The sequence below is a fragment of the Leucobacter tardus genome (assembly GCF_017583045.1).
Classification (GTDB): Bacteria; Actinomycetota; Actinomycetes; order Actinomycetales; family Microbacteriaceae; genus Leucobacter; species Leucobacter tardus.
The window spans coordinates 1,242,318-1,263,162 of the sequence record NZ_JAGFBF010000005.1 but is presented as its reverse complement, the minus strand read 5'-3'; the positions used below and the strand labels follow the sequence as shown (position 1 = coordinate 1,263,162).

Annotated in this window: 19 protein-coding genes; 13 read left to right on the top strand and 6 right to left on the bottom strand. The window is 70.0% G+C overall.

What is annotated here, in order from left to right; translation table 11 throughout:
* Nucleotides 1-3 precede the first annotated feature (3 nt).
* Entirely contained in the window at nt 4-2,805 is a 2,802-nt protein-coding gene (locus tag J4H85_RS12915; RefSeq protein WP_208240235.1) for a helix-turn-helix transcriptional regulator, read from the bottom strand.
* A gap of 196 nt (nt 2,806-3,001) precedes the next feature.
* Here J4H85_RS12915 and J4H85_RS12910 point away from each other — a divergent pair, with 196 nt between their 5' ends.
* The 8 genes from J4H85_RS12910 to trmB are packed head-to-tail and all read left to right on the top strand — an operon-like array spanning nt 3,002 to nt 10,385.
* Nucleotides 3,002-3,856, top strand: a complete 855-nt coding sequence (locus tag J4H85_RS12910) for a ParA family protein (RefSeq protein WP_307863683.1) — start codon at nt 3,002-3,004, stop codon at nt 3,854-3,856.
* 5 nt (nt 3,857-3,861) lie between these two features.
* Complete coding sequence (locus J4H85_RS12905) at nt 3,862-4,689, top strand: segregation and condensation protein A (RefSeq protein WP_208240233.1); 828 nt, start codon at nt 3,862-3,864, stop codon at nt 4,687-4,689.
* Entirely contained in the window at nt 4,682-5,362 is a 681-nt protein-coding gene (scpB, locus tag J4H85_RS12900) for an SMC-Scp complex subunit ScpB (protein ID WP_208240231.1), read from the top strand. Before J4H85_RS12905 ends, scpB begins: the two co-directional genes overlap by 8 nt.
* On the top strand, nt 5,359-6,264 hold the full coding sequence (locus J4H85_RS12895) for a pseudouridine synthase (RefSeq protein WP_208240228.1): 906 nt from the start codon (nt 5,359-5,361) through the stop codon (nt 6,262-6,264). The genes scpB and J4H85_RS12895 overlap by 4 nt, the downstream gene beginning before the upstream one ends.
* Nucleotides 6,261-7,361 (top strand): prephenate dehydrogenase, encoded by a 1,101-nt coding sequence (locus J4H85_RS12890; RefSeq protein ID WP_208240226.1) that lies wholly within the window; start codon nt 6,261-6,263, stop codon nt 7,359-7,361. Before J4H85_RS12895 ends, J4H85_RS12890 begins: the two co-directional genes overlap by 4 nt.
* A complete protein-coding gene (gene cmk, locus J4H85_RS12885) occupies nt 7,346-8,083 on the top strand; it encodes a (d)CMP kinase (protein WP_208240224.1) in 738 nt (245 codons plus the stop codon). Before J4H85_RS12890 ends, cmk begins: the two co-directional genes overlap by 16 nt.
* Nucleotides 8,080-9,642, top strand: a complete 1,563-nt coding sequence (gene der, locus J4H85_RS12880; protein ID WP_208240222.1) for a ribosome biogenesis GTPase Der — start codon at nt 8,080-8,082, stop codon at nt 9,640-9,642. The genes cmk and der overlap by 4 nt, the downstream gene beginning before the upstream one ends.
* The gene (gene trmB / locus J4H85_RS12875; RefSeq protein WP_208240220.1) at nt 9,639-10,385 is read left to right on the top strand and encodes a tRNA (guanosine(46)-N7)-methyltransferase TrmB; all 747 of its coding nucleotides are present in this window, start codon (nt 9,639-9,641) and stop codon (nt 10,383-10,385) included. Before der ends, trmB begins: the two co-directional genes overlap by 4 nt.
* On the opposite strand, the gene J4H85_RS12870 is transcribed toward trmB, so the two are convergent.
* The 4 genes from J4H85_RS12870 to J4H85_RS12855 are packed head-to-tail and all read right to left on the bottom strand — an operon-like array spanning nt 10,364 to nt 12,887.
* Nucleotides 10,364-10,897 carry a MogA/MoaB family molybdenum cofactor biosynthesis protein gene (locus J4H85_RS12870; protein WP_208240218.1) on the bottom strand — a complete coding sequence of 178 codons (534 nt, stop codon included), beginning with the start codon at nt 10,895-10,897 and terminating at the stop codon, nt 10,364-10,366. The two genes, trmB and J4H85_RS12870, sit on opposite strands and share 22 nt — an antisense overlap.
* Complete coding sequence (moaC, locus tag J4H85_RS12865) at nt 10,894-11,370, bottom strand: cyclic pyranopterin monophosphate synthase MoaC (RefSeq protein WP_208240216.1); 477 nt, start codon at nt 11,368-11,370, stop codon at nt 10,894-10,896. The genes J4H85_RS12870 and moaC overlap by 4 nt, the downstream gene beginning before the upstream one ends.
* On the bottom strand, nt 11,363-12,628 hold the full coding sequence (locus tag J4H85_RS12860) for a molybdopterin molybdotransferase MoeA (RefSeq protein WP_208240214.1): 1,266 nt from the start codon (nt 12,626-12,628) through the stop codon (nt 11,363-11,365). The genes moaC and J4H85_RS12860 overlap by 8 nt, the downstream gene beginning before the upstream one ends.
* A gap of 4 nt (nt 12,629-12,632) precedes the next feature.
* A complete protein-coding gene (locus J4H85_RS12855) occupies nt 12,633-12,887 on the bottom strand; it encodes a MoaD/ThiS family protein (RefSeq protein ID WP_208240212.1) in 255 nt (84 codons plus the stop codon).
* Between the two features lie 33 nt (nt 12,888-12,920).
* On the opposite strand from J4H85_RS12855, the gene J4H85_RS12850 reads away from it, so the two are divergent.
* The 5 genes from J4H85_RS12850 to J4H85_RS12830 all read left to right on the top strand — a co-directional run bounded on the left by J4H85_RS12850 (nt 12,921) and on the right by J4H85_RS12830 (nt 19,313).
* A complete protein-coding gene (locus J4H85_RS12850) occupies nt 12,921-14,105 on the top strand; it encodes a ThiF family adenylyltransferase (RefSeq protein WP_208240211.1) in 1,185 nt (394 codons plus the stop codon).
* Nucleotides 14,098-14,523: a molybdenum cofactor biosynthesis protein MoaE gene (locus J4H85_RS12845; RefSeq protein ID WP_208240210.1), complete on the top strand. Its 426-nt coding sequence runs from the start codon at nt 14,098-14,100 to the stop codon at nt 14,521-14,523. The genes J4H85_RS12850 and J4H85_RS12845 overlap by 8 nt, the downstream gene beginning before the upstream one ends.
* 106 nt (nt 14,524-14,629) lie before the next feature.
* Nucleotides 14,630-15,652, top strand: coding sequence for a 3-oxoacyl-ACP synthase III (locus J4H85_RS12840; RefSeq protein WP_208240209.1), 1,023 nt, complete (start codon nt 14,630-14,632; stop codon nt 15,650-15,652).
* A complete protein-coding gene (locus J4H85_RS12835; RefSeq protein ID WP_307863681.1) occupies nt 15,646-18,351 on the top strand; it encodes an alpha/beta fold hydrolase in 2,706 nt (901 codons plus the stop codon). Before J4H85_RS12840 ends, J4H85_RS12835 begins: the two co-directional genes overlap by 7 nt.
* Nucleotides 18,348-19,313, top strand: coding sequence for an NAD-dependent epimerase/dehydratase family protein (locus tag J4H85_RS12830; protein WP_208240208.1), 966 nt, complete (start codon nt 18,348-18,350; stop codon nt 19,311-19,313). Before J4H85_RS12835 ends, J4H85_RS12830 begins: the two co-directional genes overlap by 4 nt.
* 9 nt (nt 19,314-19,322) lie before the next feature.
* Here the strand turns inward: J4H85_RS12830 and moaA are convergent, their stop codons facing one another.
* Nucleotides 19,323-20,381: a GTP 3',8-cyclase MoaA gene (gene moaA, locus J4H85_RS12825; RefSeq protein WP_307863679.1), complete on the bottom strand. Its 1,059-nt coding sequence runs from the start codon at nt 20,379-20,381 to the stop codon at nt 19,323-19,325.
* Between the last annotated feature and the right edge of the window lie 464 nt (nt 20,382-20,845).

The following is a 20,845-nucleotide window of genomic DNA, read 5'->3' as shown; positions in this document are numbered from 1 at the left end:
GGATCAGGCTGTCGGCAGTGGCCCGCGCATGACGCGGGACACCTCACTGCGACTCGAGACCTGCAGTTTACGCAGCACATTGGCGACGTGGAAGCGAACGGTCGCCGGGGACACGAACAAGGCCTCGGCGATGAACTTCGTCGAACGACCGTCTGCGAGGTAGCGCGCGATCTCGTCTTCGCGAGGGGTCAGCGCGGCCACCAGGTCGAGGTGTGCAGCGCCTCCCGGCTCCGACAATCGGGCGGCGCGTTCCGTCACGTACGACAGGTACGCGCGTGCGCCGATGCGCGTGACGATCTCGCTCGCGAGTTGCGCGTGCTCCTGCGCCTCGGCGGTACGCCCACGATTCGCGAGGTGCACCGCGAAGTCGGAGCGCGTCAGTGCCTCCACGAGCGGCGTGTTCTCGCCGTCGAGCGCGTCCCGGTAGTGCTGCTCCGGGAGATCGGCGCGGTCGCCGTGCTGCGCCGCGCGGACGTCGGCGACTCGCGCGCGCAGCCAGGCGAGGGAGCCCCAGAGCTCCCACCACGTGGTGTTCCGCCACTGCGCGAGGGCGTCGACGAGCTCCTCGGCTTCCGCGAGGCGCCCGGTGTCGAGCAGGGCGTGTGCACGGTACGTCAGGTAGCCGTGCTGCGTGCCGGTGAATTGACCGGTGCGCGAGATTTCGGTCGCTGCGATGATCGCGTTCGGGTCGCGGTTGACGCGCGCCACCTCGCACTCCGCCATGACGGCGAGGTCAGCGCCGTACCCCTCCCACGGCAGGTGGGGCAGGCGCGACGCGACGATGAGCAGCTGATGCGGATCCTCATGTCCGGTCGTCGCCGCGATCGTTGCGCGGAGTGCCGAGGAGGTGAGCCGCACTCCCACCTCGAGCGACCCGTAGATGACTTCTTCCGCCTCGTTCAGCGATGCGCGAGCTTCGTGCAGCGCCCCGAGCAGCATGAGCGAGTGCGCGTGCACGACCCGGATCGTTCCCGCCGCCCAGGGCGGCGCACCCGTCCCGACCGAGGCGATGGCCTCACTCGAAAGCTCGCGCGCGAGCTCGGGATCGCCGACCGACATCGCGAGCTGCGCGAGGGGAGCCAGCGCGTCGGCTCGGTGCGCTCCCGGCGCCAGCTCGCGTGCTCGCCCGATCAGCGCGACGAGAGACTCGCGAGAACGGTCGATGCTCTGGTGCGCGACCATCTGCGCGGCATACCGGCTTTCGAGGATGAGCGCGTACGCCCGTGGTGCGATCATCCAGGAGAGTCGCGGGTCCGACAGCGTCGCATCGTCTTCCGGCGCGAGCTCCCACAGTCGTTTCGCGCGCTCGACCAATTGGGTGGCCTCATCGATCCGTCGGGTCCGCGCCGTCATGATGACCGCGATCGATGCGAGAAAGGCCCTGAGGGTGCGCGCATCGGCGTCGGTGTCGTCGGCGCTGCGCTCGAGGGCGAGATCGAGGCGCTCCGACTCCGGCGGTCGTTCGAACCGGTACATGCTGATCGCGATCACGACGCACTCACGGAGCAGCGACGAGGGGAGCGCTTCGAGCTCGGGGAGGAACTCGAGGACGGCGAAGCCGGTCTTGTTGCGCAGGTTGAGGAGGACGAGGTCGAGCAGCACGCGCTCGCGTTCTGCGCCCGTCGCGAGCCCGAGGGCCCCGCGCAACGCCTCGTACGCCTGTGCGAAACTGCCGCGCTCGACGGCATCGGCGACGTAGGCGTCCACGGTCCGGGCGAGAGCGGCATCCCACTCCACCGCACCGTCGAGCGCGTGGCTCAGCGCGATGAACCCGTCGGTCACCCCGGCGAGCGCCCCGGAGATCAGGCGCGACCGTTCCGAGCTCAGCCGCTGACGCAGCGAATACGAGATCAAGGGATGCGCCGGCGCGAGGGTCGCACCGAATCCGGACTCCACGATCAGAGACGACGCCACCGCGGCAGCGATATCCACTTCGGTGCCGAGGCACTCCGCGACCGATTGCACTTCTGAGGCGCTGAGTTCTTGCGAGGCGAGGCAGACGATCTCCGCTGCGAGTCGGCCGGCCTCGTCGAGCTCGGTGTACGGCCTGAGGGTGGGATCCTCGTCCATCGGAACCCAGTCCCGGATCGGTATGTCCCACGTGAGGTGGAGCTGGCGCACTTCTTCCGGGGTGAGCTGACTGAACACGCGCTCGACGCCCGAGAACGTCCCTCCCGTCGCTCCGAGGATCTTCTCTGCCGCAGTGGTGGAGATGCCGGTGCCGAGGTGCTCGATGGCGAGACCCTTGATCTCAGGCACTGTCAGCGGCGCGAAATCGAGCCGACGGTGCTGCGGGTTCGCGTCGGTCACTCGGCTGAGGTGGGCGGCGAACGACTCGGGGTGATCGCGATAGCGGGTCGCGAAAGCCAGGATGACCCGCTGCTGCACGACGCGGGGGATGATGTACCGCAGCACCCGCACCGATGCCCCGTCGATCCAGTGCGCGTTGTCGATGAGGACCGTGCGCAGGGCGCCTTCTGGCAGTTCGACGAGCGCGTGCAGCAGGCGGTTCGCCACCTCCGCCGACGGCGTCGCGGGATCGATCTGTGCATTGCGGCTCATGCCAGCGCTCAGGATGCGCTCGATGAAGCTGAACGGGATATCGACCTCGAACTCGTCGGCGCTCACGTAGTGGACGGGGCCGACGTTCTCGTGATCGATGTGCTCGCCGAGCGTGCGGAGGAACGTCGTCTTTCCGGTGCCGGTCAGACCGGTGACGAGCAGGAGCATGCCATCGCTGCGCAGTGCATCGGCGGTCAGCTCTTCGGCCTGCCTCCCGCGGATCTGCGAGACGTTCTGCGGCATGCCGCACCCCTTTCGTGCCAGCGGCACCCGGATGGTGCTCGCCGGGTCCGCGTGTCGACGGTGACACCCTGGGCTCGTCGACAGGCGTTGTTGTTCCCCGCTCAGAATTTTACACCGAACCGCCCCGCGGCACGCCTCCGAAGGTCGCCTGCCGTGCACGATAGGATGGAGCGTCAGCGGAACGAAAGGGGCGAGAGTGGCGACGAACGCGGCGAAACCTGGCCCGACGGGGCGGCCCGATCGGTTCATCCCGGTACCGCCGAAGCTCGACCGTCACGGCCCGGCACGGATCATCGCGATGTGCAACCAGAAGGGCGGCGTCGGCAAGACCACGAGCACCATCAATCTCGCTGCCGCGCTCGCGCGCTACGGCCGCCGGGTGCTCGCCGTCGACTTCGATCCGCAGGGCGCGCTGTCCGCGGGCCTCGGCGTGCCGGCGCACGACGTGCCGACCATCTACGATCTCATGCTCGGCAAGGTGAAGGACCCCCGCGAGGTCGTGCAGCAGACGGAGACGCCGCGTCTCGACGTGGTCCCGGCGAACATCGACCTGTCCGCTGCCGAGGTGCACCTCGTCACCGAGGTCGCGCGCGAGCAGATCCTGGCCGGGGTGCTGCGCAAGATCGCCCCCGACTACGACGTGATCCTGGTCGACTGCCAGCCATCGCTCGGCCTGCTCACCGTCAATGCGCTGACGGCGAGCCACGGCGTGCTGATCCCGCTCGCGTGCGAATACTTCGCACTCCGCGGCGTCGCGCTGCTCATCGAAACCATTGACAAGGTGCGCGATCGCCTGAACCCGATGCTCGAACTCGACGGGATCGTCGCCACCATGTACGACCCGCGCACCCTCCACGCCCGCGAGGTGCTCGAACGCGTCGTCGATACGTTCGGCGACAAGGTCTTCGACACCGTCATCGGCAGAACCGTGAAGCTGCCCGACGCGCAGATCGCGGCGAAGTCAGTGCTCGACTACGCCCCGAGCAACGCCGCAGCCGAAGCGTACCTCCGCCTCTCCCGTGAGCTCGTCGAGCGGAAGCTCTGCGCGTAACGTCCATGGCCGCGCAGCAGACCGACGCAGAGCTGGGTGCGGAGGCCGCCCCAGGGTTCCACGTCACCCTCGACGCGTTCGACGGTCCCTTCGACCTGCTGCTGAACCTCATCGGCAAGCACGAACTCGACATCACCGAGGTGTCCTTGAGCCTCGTGACCGATGAGTTCATCTCGTATCTTTCGGGGCTCGAAGGTCAGGGGCTCGCCGAACTCGATCAGGCCTCCGAGTTTCTCGTGGTCGCCGCGACGCTGCTCGACCTCAAGATCGCGAGCCTGCTCCCGCAGGGAGAAGTCGTCGACGCCGACGACGTCGCCCTGCTCGAGGCCAGAGACCTGCTCTTCGCCCGGCTGCTGCAGTACCGCGCCTTCAAGCAGGCCAGCGAGTGGTTCCGCCGGCGACTCGCGACCGAGGCCGCCAGGCATCCGCGTCAGACCCCGCTCGACCCGCAGTACCGCAATCGTGGCCCCGAACTCGTGTGGACGCTTTCGCCCGACGACTTCGCGGCCATCGCAACGCTGGCGTTCACCCCCCGCGAGATTCCGACCGTCGGCCTCGAGCATTTGCACGCGCCGCTCGTCTCGATCCGTGAGCAGGCGGCGATCGTGGTCTCGCTGCTGCGCACCTCCGGCCGTCAGTCGTTCCGCGACATGATCGCGGGAGTCATCGAACAGGGGGTCATCGTCGCGCGATTCCTGGCGATCCTCGAGCTCTACCGGCGATCCGCGGTCACGTTCGAGCAATTGGAGCCGCTCGGCGAGCTGACGGTGACGTGGACCGGCGAGCACTGGTCCGACGACGATCTCGCAACGTTGGGAACCGATTATGACTGATGACGTGCGCACGCTCGAGACGGATGCGGCCGGTACCGAGACCGAACTGGACCGGGCGCGCGGTGAGCACACGCTCGAGCAGCAGCTCGAGGCGGTGCTGATCGTCGCCGATGAGCCGCTCAGTGCGGTGGCGCTCGCGACCGCGACGAACCGTCCGGTGCGCGAGGTCCGACGCGCGGTCGCCGCACTCGTCGCCGATTACGACGGCGAACCCGGCGGGCGAGTGCGCGGCTTCGAACTGCGCGAGGTCGCCGGAGGCTACCGCTTCTACGTGCGCGAGAGCCTCGATCCCGTGATCGCCGACTTCGTGCAGCAGCAGAGTCCGGCCAAGCTCTCGCAGGCCGCGCTCGAGACGCTCGCCGTCATCGCGTATCGCCAGCCCATCTCTCGCGGTGCGATCGCTTCCATCCGCGCCGTCGGCGTGGATTCGGTGGTGCGCACGCTGGTCGGCAGGGGGCTCATCACCGAGGTCGGTCAGGATCCGGAGACGGGCGCGTTCCTCTACGGCACCACCGATGAGCTGCTGCGACACCTCGGCATCGGATCGATCGAAGAGTTGCCGCCCATCTCGCCCCTGCTCGACGACGGCAGCGACGGGTTCGATGCGGAGGGACTGCACGGCGGGCCCCGCGCTGTGCCCGCGCCCGATGAGGCGGAACGGAGTGACGCATGACGGATGACGCACAGGATCCGAGGCCGCGCCTGCAGAAGGCGCTGGCGCACGCGGGCGTCGCCTCCAGGCGCGCGTGCGAGACCCTCATCGCGAGCGGCCGCGTCGAAGTGAACGGCGAACCCGTCTTCGAACTCGGCAGTCGCATCGATGTCGCACACGACGAGGTGCGGGTCGACGGCGTGGTGGTGCAGCTCGACGTCTCCAAACGCTACTTCATGCTCAACAAACCGCGCGGCGTCGTGTCGACGATGAGCGATGAGCAGGGCCGACCCGATCTGCGGGAGTTCACCGATCGCTTCGAGGAGCGGTTGTACAACGTGGGCCGGCTCGACACCGACACGAGCGGTCTGCTGATCCTCACCAACGACGGTGCGCTCGCCCACGCGCTCGCCCACCCGAAGTTCGGTGTCGAGAAGACGTACGTCGCGAAGGTGCGCGGTCGGGTGACGCCCGCGGTGATCCAGCGATTGCGCGACGGCATCGAGCTCGCCGACGGGCCGATCCACGCCGATCACGCGAAGATCCTGCCCGGGGGGCGCGGCGCGAGCCACTCGCTCGTCGAGCTCACCCTCCACTCGGGACGGAATCGGATCGTCCGCCGCATGCTCGCCGAGGTGGGGCACCCGGTCGTCGAACTCGTGCGCCGTCGGTTCGGTCCGCTCGCTCTGGGCACGCTCGGCAGCGGTGAGCTGCGCGAGCTCTCCGCGGGCGAGCGTGGAGCGCTGCTGAGCGCCACCGAGCCGCGCGACGGCAGGTCCGCGACCGGAGGGCGGCCGGGCGACGGTAGGGGAGCGCGAGGCATGCGCGGAGTCGCGGCCCGAGGCAACCCGCACGGCCGGGGGCCGCGCCCCGATGCGCGCGACGCATCACCCGGCAGCATCCAGGGAGGAGCCGACCGATGAGCGAGATCCGAGGCGGCCGAGCCGCGCGCACCGCGGGTCCCGTGCACATCGTGGGTGCGGGCCTGCTCGGCGCGAGTGTCGGACTCGGGCTCCGCGAGCTCGGTGTCGATGTCACGCTCGAGGATCTTTCACCGACCACCGTGGCGCTCGCGGCGGACTACGGAGCGGGCCGCGTCCGAGACGCCTCCGACCCGGAGCCCGCCCTCGTCGTCGTGGCGACGCCGCCCGATGTGACGGCCGACGCCGTCGAAGCCGCGCTCGCGCGGTTCACCGAGTCCACCGTCACCGACGTCGCCAGTGTGAAGCTCGCCCCCTACGAGACGCTGCGCGCGCGCGGCCTCGACCTCACCCGCTACGTCGGATCGCACCCCATGGCCGGTCGCGAGCGCGGTGGCGCCATCATGGCTCGGGCCGATCTCTTCACCGCGCGGCCGTGGATCATCTGCCGCGACGGCGAGACCCCTGCGGCCTCGCTCGCCGTCGTCGAGGCGGTCGCGCTCGACCTCGGAGCGTCGCCGCTCGAGATGACGCCGGAGGATCATGATCGGGCCGTGGGGGTCGTCTCGCATCTCCCGCAGATCGTCTCGAGCCTGCTCGCCGGTCGGCTGCTCGCGGCGCCTGATCCCGCGGTCGGGCTCGCCGGTCAGGGACTGCGCGATACGACTCGCATCGCATCGAGCGATCCGGAACTGTGGGTGCAGATCCTCACCGCGAACCGCGGTCCCGTCGTCGAGCTGCTCGACGGCGTCCACGCCGACCTCGAGTCGTTGATCGCGGCTCTGCGCGACGTGGACGCTCCCGGAGCGAAACGCGCCATCGCCGGCTTCCTCGCCGACGGGAACCGCGGCGTGGCGCGCATCCCCGGCAAGCACGGATCATCCGAGCGGTTCGTCCGCCTGACGGTGCTCGTCGACGACCAGCCCGGTGAACTGGGTCGCCTGCTCACCGAACTCGGAGAGCTGGGGGTTAACATGGAAGACTTGCGCCTCGAGCACTCGCCGGGCGCCCAGATCGGCTTCGCCGAGATCGCGGTCCTCCCGGAAGTGGTCGAGGACGCGAGGCGAGACCTCACCGAGCGCGGATGGAGAACGCTGTGACCGACGCCCCGATCCTCGTCGCCATCGACGGACCAGCCGGCAGCGGCAAGTCCAGCGTGTCGCGAGCGGCCGCCGAGCGGCTCGCGTTCGGCATCCTCGACACCGGCGCGGCCTACCGTGCCCTCGCGTGGACCGCGCTCGAGACCGGAACCGATCTCGATGATCCCGCTGCGGTCGAGATGCTGCTCGCCGCGTGGCGCTATGAGACCGCCCTGCGCGGCGACGCACGGGTGCTCGTTCGGGTGCCGGGTCACGTCGAGGCCGACGTGACCGCTGCCATCCGCGAGCCGGACATCAGCGCGCAGGTCAGCCGCGTATCGAAGCACCCCGGCGTGCGCGATGGACTGAACGCGATGTTCCGACGGATCGTCGCGGACTCGGGTCTGCCCGGCGTGGTCATCGAGGGACGCGACATCACGACGGTGGTGGCGCCGGACGCTCCGGTGCGCATTCTCATGACCGCTTCGGCCGAGGTTCGCGCGCACCGTCGTGCGGGCGAACTGCCGGGATTGAGCCACGAACACGTACTCGCCGATATCGAGGCGCGCGACGCGAAAGACGCGCTCGTCGTCGACTTCTTCACCGCAGCGCCCGGTGTGACCACGATCGACACGAGCGATCTCGACTTCGACGGATCCGTCGATGCCGTGATCGCAGTGGTCCGCGGCGCCCAGAACGAACTGGCGGACTCCGCGTCCGCCGCGAACGGAGACACCCCATGACCGACCAGCACACCGGACCGGACGGGACCGACGCCGAGCAGGCGTTCGACCCGTCGCAGATCGAGGAGAGCGACGTGATCGTCGGAGGCGAGTACAACGCGGCTCTCGACAGCGATGACGTGACCGACGAGGAGCGGCTCGCCGCCATGCGCTCGAACCTCGACGGGTACGAACTCGAGGACGACGACTCCTTCCTGGTCAATGCCGACGGCGAATTCATCGGCTTCACCGAGCCCGCGGCCGAGGCACTGCCCGTGGTCGCCATCGTCGGGCGTCCGAACGTCGGCAAGTCGGCACTCGTGAACCGGATCCTGGGTCGTCGCGAGGCCGTGGTCGAAGACGTGCCTGGCGTCACCCGCGACCGGGTGAGCTACCCGGCTGAGTGGGCGGGCAAGCGATTCACGGTCGTCGACACCGGCGGGTGGGAGCCCGACGCGCGCGGGATCGACGCCGCCGTCGCCCAGCAGGCGGAGGTCGCGATCGAGCTGTGCGATGCCGTGATGTTCGTCGTCGATTCCCGGGTCGGCCCGACGGCGACCGACGAGCACGTCGTCGGTCTGCTGCGCCGCACGCAGAAGCCCGTGTTCCTCGTCGCCAACAAGGTCGACGACGCCGTGCAGGAGCCGGAAGCGGCAGCGCTCTGGTCCCTCGGACTCGGCGAGCCTCGCCCTGTGTCGGCGCTGCACGGTCGAGGCGTCGCCGACCTGCTCGACGAGATCATCGCGGCGCTGCCCGACGAGTCGGCGGTCGCGCAGCCGAAGCTCGGCGGACCCCGGCGGGTCGCGATTCTCGGTCGGCCGAACGTCGGCAAGTCCAGCCTGCTGAACAAGGCGGCCGGCGCCGAGCGCGCCGTGGTCAGCGACATCGCCGGTACCACGCGCGACCCGATCGACGAGCAGGTGGAGATCGCCGGTCGCGTCTGGACCTTCGTCGACACCGCGGGCATTCGTCGTCGCGTGCACCTGCAGAAGGGTGCCGACTTCTACGCGTCGCTGCGCACCTCGACCGCACTCGAGAAGGCAGAGGTCGCGATCGTCGTGCTCGATGTCTCCGAGTCGATCAGCGATCAGGATCTGCGCATCATCGACCTCGTGCTCGAATCGGGTCGCGCGCTCGTGCTCGCCTTCAACAAATGGGACCTTCTGGACGACGACCGTCGACGCTACCTCGAGCGCGAGATCGAGCAGGATCTGTCGCACGTCGACTGGGCGCCGCGCGTCAACATTTCGGCGCGGACCGGTCGTCACCTCGAGAAGCTCGTGCCGGCGCTGGAGACGGCGCTCGAGTCGTGGGACACCCGTATTCCCACGGCGAAGTTCAACGCCTTCGTCGCCGAGCTCGTCCAGGCCCACCCGCACCCCCTGCGCGGCGGCAAGCAGCCCCGCATCCTGTTCGGCACGCAGGTGCAGAACCGGCCCCCGACCTTCGTGCTGTTCACCTCGGGCTTCCTCGACCCCGGGTACCGTCGCTTCATCCAGCGTCGGCTCCGCGAGCGCTACGGCTTCGAGGGCTCTCCGCTCGTCATCAACATGCGCATCCGCGAGAAGCGGCGGCGATGAGTCAGCCACTGCCCCCGAAGAACTTCGACCCGTCGCGCTTCCGGCAGAAGCCGGTCTCGTTCGTGCGCCGCAGTGGACGGATGACACCGTCGCAGGAGCGCGCGTGGGAGGAGCTGCGTCACGGGTACCTCGTCGACGTGCCGCGCGGACCGGCGGCGACCAGTGTCGCCGATGACGCGGCCACGGATCCCGCAGAGCTGTTCGGGCGCGAGGCGAAACTCGTGGTCGAGGTCGGCTCGGGGCAGGGGCACGCGATCCTGCACGCGGCGGAGGCGCACCCCGAGACCAACTTTCTCGCGATCGAGGTGTTCCGCGCCGGCCTGGCACGCACCATGATCCGCGCGGAAGTCGCCGGTCTCACGAATCTGAAACTGGCGGAGGCGAACGCCCCCGAAGTGATCGATCGATTCCTGCCGTCGGGCAGCGTCGACGAGATCTGGGTGTTCTTCCCGGATCCGTGGGCGAAGGCGAAGCATCAGAAGCGGCGGCTCGTCGCCCCCGACTTCGCGGCGATCGCGCATCGGGCGCTGCGGCCGGGGGGCGTGCTCAGGCTCGCGACCGACTGGGAGGACTACGCCGTGCAGATGCGCGAGGTGCTCGACAGTGCACCGGGGTTCGACCGCGGGTTCGCGGGCGAGTGGGCCGAGCGGTTCCCCGGCCGGGTGCTGACCGCGTTCGAGAAGAAGGGTCAGGATCGAGGCCGCGCGATCCGCGACCTCGCCTACGTGCGCGAGTCGCTCTGACGGGTGCGCGCGCCATGCGCGTGATGATCGCGGGGGTTCACGCCGGCGCGCTGCTGCAGCGCGTGCTCGAGCACGGTATCGAGCACGGCCAGACCGTCGCGGACCCCGCCGGGTGAACCCGGCAGGTTCACGACGAGCGTGCGGCCGGCGAAGCCGGCGACGCCGCGGGTGAGGATCGCCGTCGGTACGTGCTGGGCGCCCACGCGGCGCAGCTCTTCGATGATGCCCGGCAGGTGGATGTCGATGAGCCGCTCGGTCTCCTCCGGGGTGCGATCGCTCGGGGATACCCCGGTCCCGCCCGTCGTCAGCACCACCGCCGGCTGCGCGTCGAGCGCGTCGCGGAGTGCTGCGCCCACCGCTGCGCCGTCGGAGACCACGACGGGGGCCGAAGTCTCGAACTCCCGGTCGTCGAGCCAGGCGCGCAGCACCGGACCGGTCGTGTCATCGGCCTCGCCTGCCGCGGCGCTCGTCGACGCGACGATGACGACGGCGTGCCGCCCCGACCGGTTCACTCGACGCTCCAATCGCCGCTCTTGCCGCCCGACTTCGCGAGCACACGCGTATCGGTGATGCTCGCGTGCTTGTCGACCGCCTTGATCATGTCGTACAGCGTCAACGCGGCAACGCTCGACGCGGTGAGCGCTTCCATCTCGACGCCGGTGACGCCCTTCGTCGTGACGGTCGCGGTGACGCGCACGCGGTCGTCTTCCGCGGTGAAATCGATCGCGAGCTTCGTGAGGGGCAGCGGGTGGCAGAGGGGGATCAGCTCCCAGGTCCGCTTCGCCGCCATGATGCCGGCGATGCGCGCGGTGCCGAGGGCCTCGCCCTTCGGCAGGTCGCCCGTCATGAGCTGCTGCACGACATCGGGGCGCGTGACGAGGACCGACTCGGCACTCGCGGTCCGCTTGGTCGTGGCCTTCTCGGTGACATCGACCATGTGGGCGCTGCCGTCGGCGCGGAGGTGGGTGAGACGGTCTTCAGGCATGGAGCCTCCAGGTGGTGACGGGGGTACCGGCAGGTGCGAACGCGACTCCGGCGGGAATCTGCGCGATCACATCTGCCTCGGCGAGGTCGTGAAGCAGATGGGATCCGGGCGGGAGGGGCGTCACGCTGCCATCCGCCTCGATGCGGCCCCGGCGCAGCTGCAGCTTGTGCTCGGGGGAATGCGTGTCGGTGGCCAGGGGGCGCACGCGCGTGCTCGCTTCGCGGGGCATGCCCGCCAACTCGCGCAGCGCAGGCAGCAGGAAGAGCGAGGCCGACAGGACCGTGCTCACCGGATTGCCGGGAAAGCAGAGCGCGGGCAGGGGCCGATCGGCGCGGGGGAGCTGCAGCGATCCGAGCCCCTGCGGCCCGCCCGGCTGCATGGCGACGCCGACGAAGCGTGCGCCGAGCGGTGCGAGCGCATCGCGCACCACCTCGTACGCGCCCGCGCTGATCCCGCCCGATGTCACGAGCAGGTCGGTGCGCGGCGCCTCGACGGCGATGAGGTCCCGGAGAGCATCGGCGCGATCGGCGCTGTGCAGGAGCCGCACGTCGGCCCCGGCGGCCCTGAGCATCGCAGCGAGGATCGGCCCGTTCGCGTCGTGAATCCGCCCGGGCGGCAGGGCGCCCGATTCGACGAGCTCGTCTCCCGTCGTGCAGATGAGCACCCGCACGCGCCGCCTCACCGGCGCGGTCGCGACTCCGGCGGACGCCAGTGCGCCGATGCGGGTCGGCGTGAGCACCGCACCCGCATCGACGATGGCGGCCCCCTCAGGGAGGTCTTCGGCGGCGCGGCGCACGAAGGTGCCCAGGTCGATCGGGGCGGCGAAGGTGATGTCGCTGCTGACGAGGCGGTCGCCGGCGCGGCTGAGCGCGGGGAAGGCCGGGGGCAGCGTGCGCTCCACGGGCACGACGGCATCGGCCCCGAGCGGGATCGCCGCGCCCGTCATGACCGGTGACGCCGTTCCCGGCACGTGACGCACCGGCGGATCACCCGCCGCGATGGTCACCCCGATCGGCAGAGCGACGTGATGGTCCGCGGATGCACCCGCGAGATCGCGCGCACGAACGGCGTACCCGTCCATCTGCGAATTGTCGAACGGGGGGAGCGGGATGCGCGTGCGCACCGGCTCCGCGACGACGCGACCGCACAGTGCGGGATCGCCGATCGCGACGAGCTCCGGATCCGCCGCGCGTACCCGCGCGATCAGCGGCGCCAGCAGGTCGGCGACGTCGGCGAGGTAGCCCTCGACGGAGACCACGCGGCTACCCGCCCGCGAACGGGGGGAGGACGTCGACGACGGGGGACGCCTCGAGCAGCGCCGCACCGTCGCGCCTGACCGTGCCGTCGACGAGGAACGACCCCGCGCGGAGCACCCGCGCCATCTCGGACCCGTAGCGCTCGGCGAGGTGCGCGCGCAGCCCGTCGAGCGACGGTTCGGGGCCGAGGTCGATCTGTTCCTCCGCGACGCCGGCGGCCTCCGCCGCAGCGGCGAAGTATCTCACGGTGATCTGCGCCATACCGACATCGTAGCTGGCCGATACACTGGGCGCATGCGTTCAGCGACGACTCCGCGGCCCGGTGCGCTCGTGGACCCCGTGGCCGCGCTCACGGAGCAGCAAGCTGCACGCGCGGCCAGGCAGATCGTGCTGCCCGGATTCGGCGACGAGGCGCAGCGTCGTCTCGCCGCCGCCCGGGTGCTGGTCATCGGTGCCGGGGGACTCGGCAGCGCCTGCGTCCCCTACCTCGTCGGCGCCGGCGTCGGCGTCATCGGTGTGGTCGACGACGACCGCGTGGAGCTCTCGAACCTGCACCGACAGATCGCCCACGGCACCGCCGACATCGGACGGCCGAAAGTCGACTCTCTCGCCGAGACGGCAGCGCGTCTCGATCCCGGTCCGCGCATCGTGACCCACGACTGCACGCTGACGTCGGACAATGCGCTCACGATCTTCGCCGACTACGACCTCGTGATCGACGGCAGCGACAACTTCCCGACCCGGTATTTGAGCAACGATGCGGCCCAGTTGACCGATACTCCGCTCGTGTGGGGGGCGATCCTGCAGTTCCACGGGCAGGTCTCGGTCGCCTGGCACCGGTACGGACCGGGGTATCGCGATCTGTTCCCGCAGCCGCCGGCTCCCGAAGATGTGCTCTCCTGCGGCACCGGAGGCGTGCTCCCCGGTCTCTGCGGCACCATCGGATCCCTCCTGGCGACCGAGGCCATGAAACTCATCACCGGAGTCGGCGCGCCCCTCATCGGCCGCGCGCTGCTCTACGATGCCCTCGCAGCCACCACGCGTGAGCTGCCGTACACCCGAGATCCGGAGGCCCCGACCGTGACCGAACTCACCGACTACGAACGTTTCTGCAACGGGCCGGGAGGCGGGCCGCAGGGCATCACGTCGGCCGACCTGACGCGGATGGTGCGCGAGGACGCCACGTTCGCCCTGCTCGACGTGCGCAATCCCGATGAGCGCGCGCGACTGCGCATCTCGGGTTCGGCGTTCCTCCCGCTGCCCGACCTCGAGGCCGATCCGGCACTCACGATCGAGCGCCCGGACGAGTTTCCTGCCGACGCCCCGATCGTCGTCTACTGCGGCGTGCAACCGCGGGCGATGCGCGCCGTCACGCTGCTGCAGGAGCGCGGCGTGGAGAACCTCGTCTACTTGCAGGGCGGCATCACCGAGATCGCACAGGTCGCCCCTGAACTGCTCGAGGCCGGCACCGATGACTGAACGGGGCACCGCACCTCTCGCGCGCATCACGAACGAGCCGATCGACGAAGCGGCCGTGCACGCGGCGGTCGACGCCCCCGATTGCGGGGCGGTGCTCGTCTTCCGCGGCGTGATCCGCAATCACGACGGCGGCCACAGCGTCGCATCGCTCGAGTACAGCGCCCACCCTGAGGCCGAGCGCTTCCTCGCCTCCGTGGTCGCGGAAGAGTCGCAGCGCTCGGGCGTCGCGCTCGCCGCCGTGCACCGCATCGGCGCCCTCGAGATCGGCGACGCGGCACTCGTCGCCGCCTCGGCTGCCCCGCACCGCGGCGAGGCGTTCGCGGCGCTCGAGCAGCTCGTCGAGCGCATCAAGCACGAGATTCCGATCTGGAAGCGTCAGCATTTCTCGTCGGGATCCACCGAGTGGGTCGGGTTGTAGTCACCGCCTCCTCACTGATCGCTGCTCCCTGGGTTCGGTGGTCAGCCAGCACGGCTACGGTTGAACCCGCAATTTGTGCATTTTCCAGGTCTTCAACGGAGTACTCATGAACGGAAACGCGGTCAGCCGCTTTGACAACGTCGCGCTGCTGTCGGTGGCGAGCGTTCTGCCGAGCAGGGTCACCACCTCTGAAGACATCGAGCATCGACTCGGCTCGGCGCTGTCGCGGCTGCGGCTGCGGTCCGGCATGCTGCGCCGTGTGGCCGGGGTGCTCGAACGGCGCAACTGGGCCGAGGGCGAGACCGCCGACGATGCGACCATCGCCGCGGGGCGACGTGCGCTCGATGAGGCGGGAGTGGACGCGTCGCAGATCGGTCTGCTCATCAACACCTCGGTGACGCGGAAGCACCTCGAACCGTCGGTCGCGGTCGCGCTCCACCACGGTCTGGGCCTGCCCTCATCGGCGATCAACTTCGATGTTGCGAACGCCTGCCTGGGGTTCATCAACGGTATGAGCCTGGCCAGCGGCATGATCGAGTCCGGCCAGATCGATTACGCGATCGTGGTGAACGGCGAGGACGCCGACGACATTCAGACGAACACCATCGAGCGGTTACAACGCGAGGACATCGATCGCGACGGCTTCATGAGCGAGTTCGCCTCGCTCACACTCGGCTCGGGATCCGCTGCGGCCGTGCTCGGTCGCGCCGATCGGCACCCGTCGGGCCATCGGCTGCTCGGAGGCGTCACGCGCGCGGGCACGCAGTTCCACGGTCTGTGCGTCGGCAGTGTCGAGGGCATGTTCACCGACGCGAAGGCGCTGCTTGAGGGCGGCCTCGATCTCGTCGTCTCGGCCTGGCGCGAAGCGCTGCCCGAGTGGAAGTGGGGCTCGGCCGATCGCTTCATCACCCACCAGGTTTCCTCGGTGCACACGCGCTCGATCATCGGCGCGACCGGGATCGACCGCAAGCGCGTGCCGACGACCTTCGGCAAGTACGGCAATGTCGGGCCCGCCTCGATTCCCATTACGCTGGCGGAAGAGCAGGCGACGCTGCAGCGGGGCGATCGAGTGGTGCTGATGGGGGTCGGATCCGGACTCAACACGGCGATGATGGAGCTCGCGTGGTGAGTCGCCGCGCCTCGCTGCCGCCCGAGGGGCTGCCCGGTCTCGATGCGAGCTGGAGCCGGATCGTCTCGGTGCCGGGTCGCGCAGACGACGCCGGCCGCACGCGCGAGTGGCACCTGCTCGACACCGGTGCAGAGCTCGAGCGCCGCGGGCACACCCCGCGGGGTACGATCCTCGCGGTGCACGGCAATCCGACCTGGTCCTATCTCTGGCGTTCGCTCGCCGCAGCGACCCTGGACGCGGCGGATGCCGGCGCAGTGCCGTGGCGCGTCATCGCGGTCGATCAGCTCGACATGGGGTTCTCCGACCGCACCGGGCGCAGCCGAACGCTCGCGCAGCGCGTCGCCGATCTCACCGGGCTGACCGACGCGCTCGACATCGCGGGGCCCGTCGTCACGCTCGGCCACGACTGGGGCGGTGTCGTGTCGCTCGGGTGGGCCGTCGATCACCCGGAGCAGACCGCCGCTGTCGCTGTGCTCAACACCGCCGTCCATCACCCGGCCGATCGACCGATTCCGGCCCCGCTCAGGCTCGCCGGGCTCCGGGGCGTGCTCGAGACGTCGACGGTCGCTACGAGCGGGTTTCTCGACACGGTCCTGGGTCTCGCCGAGCCCTCCCTCGACCCCGAGGTGCGGCGCGCGTTCCGCAGCCCGTACCTCACTGCGGACCGGCGCGGCGGGATCGGCGCGTTCGTCGCCGACATCCCCGCGGACCCCGATCACCCCAGCTTCCCGGAGCTCGAGCGCATCGCCGACGGCGTCGCAGCGCTCCGCGTGCCGGCGCTCATGCTCTGGGGGCCGAAAGACCCGATCTTCAGCGACCGGTACCTCGACGACCTGGTGGATCGTCTGCCGCACGCGGACGTGCATCGCTTCGAGGGCGCTGGGCACCTCATCGCCGAGGAGCGCCCGTACGCCGCCGCGATGCTGAACTGGCTGGAGGACCGCCGGCCCGACACGTCGAGCGCAACGCCCGATCCCCAGTTCGCACTGACGGACGATGCTGCCGCGGCGGCGCCGTTCGTGCCCTTGTGGGCGGGTCTCGACGCCCGGGCGGGGGACCCGGACGCGGCGATCATCGACATGTCGGCGCGCGGTGGCCGCGACGCGGTCCGGGTGAGCTGGGCACTGCTCGACACCCAGGTGCGTCGCATCGCCGCCGGCCTCCACCGCATCGGGGTGCGCGCGGGCGATCGGGTCTCCCTGCTCGTGCAGCCGGGGCCGACCCTCACCGCCGTCACCTACGCCTGCCTGCGCATCGGGGCGGTCGTCGTCGTCGCGGATGCCGGCCTCGGCATCCGCGGACTGACGCGCGCGGTGCGCGGTGCCTGGCCCGATGTCATCATCGGCGAGCGGACCGGGCTCGCGGCTTCGCGGGTTTTGGGATGGCCGGGCATCCGCATCTCGGCGGAGCGCCTCGCACGGCCGGTCGCCGCCGCACTCGGCGTCTCCCACTGTCTCGCCGATATCGCAGCGCACGGCATGGCCGACCTCGGCAGCGGTGCCGACACGCCCCCCGAGCCGACCGCCGACGACCCCGCTGCGATCCTCTTCACGTCCGGCTCGACCGGTCCTGCGAAAGGCGTGCGGTACACGCACGGCCAGCTCAGTGCGCTGCGCGATGTCCTCGCGCAGCATCTCGACGTCTGCGCCGACAGCGGGTTGGTGACCGGCTTCGCCCCGTTCGCGCTGCTCGGGCCCGCCCTCAGTACACGGTCCGCCACACCCGACATGAACGTATCGGCGCCGCGCACCCTCACCGCGCGCGCCGTCGCCGCAGCGGTGCGGGAGTGCGATGCGGCGATCGTGTTCCTCTCGCCCGCGGCGATCCTGAACGTCGTCGCGACCGCGAGCGCGCTCACCGCTGCGGATCGCGAAGCGCTCGCCGGAGTGCGCACCGTGCTGTCGACCGGCGCCCCGATCGGCGCAGCACTGTTGACGTCGATCGCGGAACTGATGCCGCATGCGACACCGCACACGCCCTACGGCATGACGGAGTGCCTGCTCGTCTCCGACATCACGCTCGACGGCGTGCACGAGGCCGCTGCGGTCGCCGACGACGGCGTCTGCGTCGGAAAGCCGATCGGAGAGAACCGGGTGCTCATCAGTGCACTGGACGACGACGGCCGAGCGACTGGGGAGCCGGATGACGCCCCCGGCCGGCTCGGAGAGATCATCATCTCCGCCCCGCACCTCAAGCAGGGCTACGACCGTCTGTGGCTCACCGACCGGGAGGCCGTGCGCGGCACCGCCTTCGAGGCTTCGCCGGGCGACGATTCGACAGCGTCTCGCTGGCACCGGACCGGCGACGTCGGCCACTTTGACGAGCGTGGCCGCCTGTGGGTCGAGGGGCGCGTGCCGCACGTCATCGTCACTGCGACCGGCCCCGTTGCGCCCGTCGGGCCCGAGCAGGCGATCGAATCGGTCGCAGCGGTTCGCCGCGCCGCGGTCGTCGGCGTCGGGCCGCGCGGCGTGCAGCAGCTCGTCGCCGTGGTCGAGACCGTGTCGCAGACGCGCCGCCCCGGCCTGGCATCGCCCGAGCTCACGGACGAGGTGCGGGCGGCGACGGCGATGCCGATCGCCGCCGTGTACGCGGTGCCGCAGTTGCCGACCGACATCCGTCACAACTCCAAGATCGACCGCTCGCGTCTGGCCGCGTGGGCCGAGGGCTCGCTGGCGGGCCGGACCACGGGAACACCATGATCGTCCTCATCACCGGCGCATCCGGTTTTCTCGGGCGTGCGGTCGCGGCGGAACTCGTGGCCGCGGGCCATGAGGTGCGCGCGCTGCAACGGACCCCCTCCGGAGTAGCCGGGGTGACGGACGTGCGCGGCTCGGTCACCGACGCCGACCTCATCGCGCGGGCCGTCGAGGGTGCCGATGGTGTGGTGCACCTCGCCGCCAAAGTCTCGCTCGCCGGCGAGGCCGCGGAGTTTCAGGCCGTGAACGTGGACGGCACGCGGACGCTTGTGGACGCGGCCGAAGCCGCGGGCGTCACTCGCTTCGTGCAGGTCTCATCGCCGTCTGTCGCGCACTCGGGGAGCGCGCTCGCCGGCGTCGGGGCCGAGCGCGCCGATCCGGAATCCGCGCGCGGCATGTACGCCCGCACGAAAGCGGAGTCCGAGCTGCTCGCGCTCGCGCGCGACTCGGCGTCCATGCGGGTGGTCGCGGTGCGACCGCACCTGGTGTGGGGTCCGGGGGACACGCAGCTCATCGCGCGGATCGTGGATCGCGCGCGACGGGGCAGACTGCCGCTGCTGAGCGGGGGCACAGCGCTGATCGACACGACGTACGTCGAGAACGCGGCTTCGGGTATTGTCGCGGCCCTGCACCGCGCCGATCACGCGCACGGCAACGCGTACGTGATCACGAACGGCGAGCCCCGGCCGGTCGCCGACCTGCTCGCGGGCATCTGTCGCGCCGCCGGCGCGCGGCCGCCGCGGGTGAGCATCCCCGCCGCCGTAGGCCGCGCCGCCGGCGGACTCATCGAGCGCGTGTGGGCGGTGCGCCCCGGGGCCGATGAGCCGCCGATGACTCGTTTCCTGGCCGAACAGCTCTCGACGGCGCACTGGTTCGATCAGCGGCAGACGCGCAGCGATCTCGACTGGCGGCCCACGGTCTCCCTCGACGAGGGTCTCCGTCGGCTGGCCGCGCACCCCGCGTAGGCGCCGCCGTCAGCCCCCGATGTACGACATCTCGATGCGCTGCGGCCGGGAGCCCTCGCCGCGCGCCGTGAACTCCGCGCGGCGCTCGGAGTAGCGGTCGTCCCTTCGCCGCCAGATGCCGCCGAGCGCGTCGGCGAGGTCGTCGTCGCTCGCGTCGCTGCGCAGCAGCGCCCGGATGTCGTGCCCGGAACTCGCGAAGAGGCAGGTGAAGAGCTGCCCTTCGGCCGAGATGCGCGCCCGCGAGCAGTCGCCGCAGAATGCGTTGGTCACGCTCGAGATGACGCCGATCTCACCCGACCCGTCGCGGTAGCGCCACCGCTTCGCCGTGTCGCTCGGGTGCCGCGGCGGCACGGGCTCGAGCGGGTGCACCGCGTTGATGCGGTCGACGATCTCCTGCGATGGAACGACCTCGTCGAGTTGCCAGCCGTTCGAAGAGCCGACGTCCATGAACTCGATGAAGCGGAGCGTGTGCCCGGTGCCCTTGAAGTGCTCGGCGAGCGGGAGGATCTCGTCCTCGTTCGCCGACCGCTTCACGACGGTGTTGATCTTCACGGGGCCGAGGCCGGCGGCGTCGGCCGCCGCGATGCCGTCGAGCACGCGGGAGACGGGGAAGCGGACATCGTTGATCGCCTGGAAGCGCTCCTCGTCGAGTGAGTCGAGCGAGACGGTCACGCGGCCGAGGCCCGCCGCCTTCAGCGCTTCCGCCTTCACCGGGAGAGCGGAACCGTTGGTGGTGAGCGCGAGGTCGAGGGGCTCCCCGTCGAGTGTGCGGAGCTCGGCGAGCATGCTGATGAGCTCTTCGATGCCGCGGCGCAGCAGCGGCTCACCGCCGGTGAGGCGCAGCTTGCGCACGCCCAGGCCGGCGGCCACACGCGCGAGCCGGGTGATCTCCTCGAACGTCAGCAGTTCGTCGCGCTCGAGGAACTGGTAGTCGCGCCCGAAGATCTCGCGGGGCATGCAGTAGACGCACCGGAAATTGCACCGATCCGTGATCGAGATGCGCAGGTCGGTGAGCGGGCGGCGCATCTGGTCAGTCACGCTGCTGTCGGCGATCTTCCGTGCGGGCACCGGCACCCTCCCCTCGTGAAGCGTTAATTTTCCAGCGTAACACTTGCGGGGAACTCGTGGTGGGTTCGAGCAGGACCATGAAATCGGTCACCGACTCGAAGTGCCTCGGGTGTTGAATTGTATGTGGGCATGTTTCAAAACATGAGTCCGCATTTTGAATGATTCCACAGACATTTCGATCAACTCTGTTTCTGTCTCAGGCGAGCGTTTATGTTCGGCATTGAGTTGCTCTGCAACGCTCTGAGGAGCAACGGGGTCCCCAGGGAAGGAGAACACAATGCGAATGGTGTCTGGTCCGAGATCCCCCAAGATGAGACGGCCACGATCACTGCTGCTCACGGGCGTCCTTATCGCGGGCTTCGCTGCCGTGAACACTCATGTGACCGCAGAGCCAGCTGAAGCAATAGGTATTCACTACAGCTACTACGACAACTACTTCAAGAGCTCGGAGACGTGTAAGGCCC